This window comes from Pseudoalteromonas sp. 2CM37A (genome assembly GCF_023161885.1).
Taxonomy (GTDB): domain Bacteria; phylum Pseudomonadota; class Gammaproteobacteria; order Enterobacterales; family Alteromonadaceae; genus Pseudoalteromonas; species Pseudoalteromonas atlantica.
This window is the reverse complement of record NZ_JALNTJ010000023.1, coordinates 1-1,170: the sequence shown is the minus strand read 5'-3', so window position 1 is coordinate 1,170 and position 1,170 is coordinate 1. Positions and strand designations below refer to the sequence as shown.

Below are 1,170 nucleotides of genomic sequence, written 5' to 3'. Positions count from 1 at the left end.
TCTCATCACAGATAGGAGCGTACCTTCTCCCGAAGTTACGGTACGATTTTGCCTAGTTCCTTCACCCGAGTTCTCTCAAGCGCCTTAGTATTCTCTACCTGACCACCTGTGTCGGTTTGGGGTACGATTCGGTATAATCTGAAGCTTAGAGGCTTTTCCTGGAAGTATGGCATCAGCAACTTCACACCCTTGGGTGCTCGTCTCGTGTCTCAGCCTAACAGCAACCCGGATTTACCTAAGTCACTAGCCTACTCACTTTCACATGGACAACCATCGCCATGCTTGCTTAGCCTTCTCCGTCCCCCCATCGCAATTATACCAAGTACGGAAATATTAATCCGTTTCCCATCGACTACGCCTTTCGGCCTCGCCTTAGGGGTCGACTTACCCTACCCTGATTAACATGGGATAGGAACCCTTGGTCTTCCGGCGTGCGGGTTTTTCACCCGCATTATCGTTACTCATGTCAGCATTCGCACTTCTGATACGTCCAGCATACCTCCCGGTACACCTTCAACCGCTTACAGAACGCTCCCCTACCACTCATCCTAAGATGAATCCGCAGCTTCGGTGCATAGTTTAGCCCCGTTACATCTTCCGCGCAGACCGACTCGACCAGTGAGCTATTACGCTTTCTTTAAAGGATGGCTGCTTCTAAGCCAACCTCCTGGCTGTCTGGGCCTTTCCACATCGTTTCCCACTTAACTATGACTTTGGGACCTTAGCTGGCGGTCTGGGTTGTTTCCCTCTTCACGACGGACGTTAGCACCCGCCGTGTGTCTCCCGGATATTACTTTACGGTATTCGGAGTTTGCAAAGGGTTGGTAAGTCGGGATGACCCCCTAGCCTTAACAGTGCTCTACCCCCGTAAGTATTCGTCCGAGGCTCTACCTAAATAGATTTCGGGGAGAACCAGCTATCTCCCGGTTTGATTAGCCTTTCACTCCTAGCCACAGGTCATCCCCTAACTTTTCAACGTTAGTGGGTTCGGTCCTCCAGTTGATGTTACTCAACCTTCAACCTGCCCATGGCTAGATCACCGGGTTTCGGGTCTATACCTTGCAACTATTCGCCCAGTTAAGACTCGGTTTCCCTACGGCTACCCTAATCGGTTAACCTCGCTACAAAATATAAGTCGCTGACCCATTATACAAAAGGTACGCAGTCACC

Annotated in this window: 1 rRNA gene (only partly in view); it reads right to left on the bottom strand. The window is 50.6% G+C overall.

From position 1 onward, the window contains the following. Nucleotides 1-1,170 (bottom strand): 23S ribosomal RNA (locus tag MTF68_RS19625) (its annotated part extends 1,276 nt beyond the left edge of the window); the annotation flags it as partial.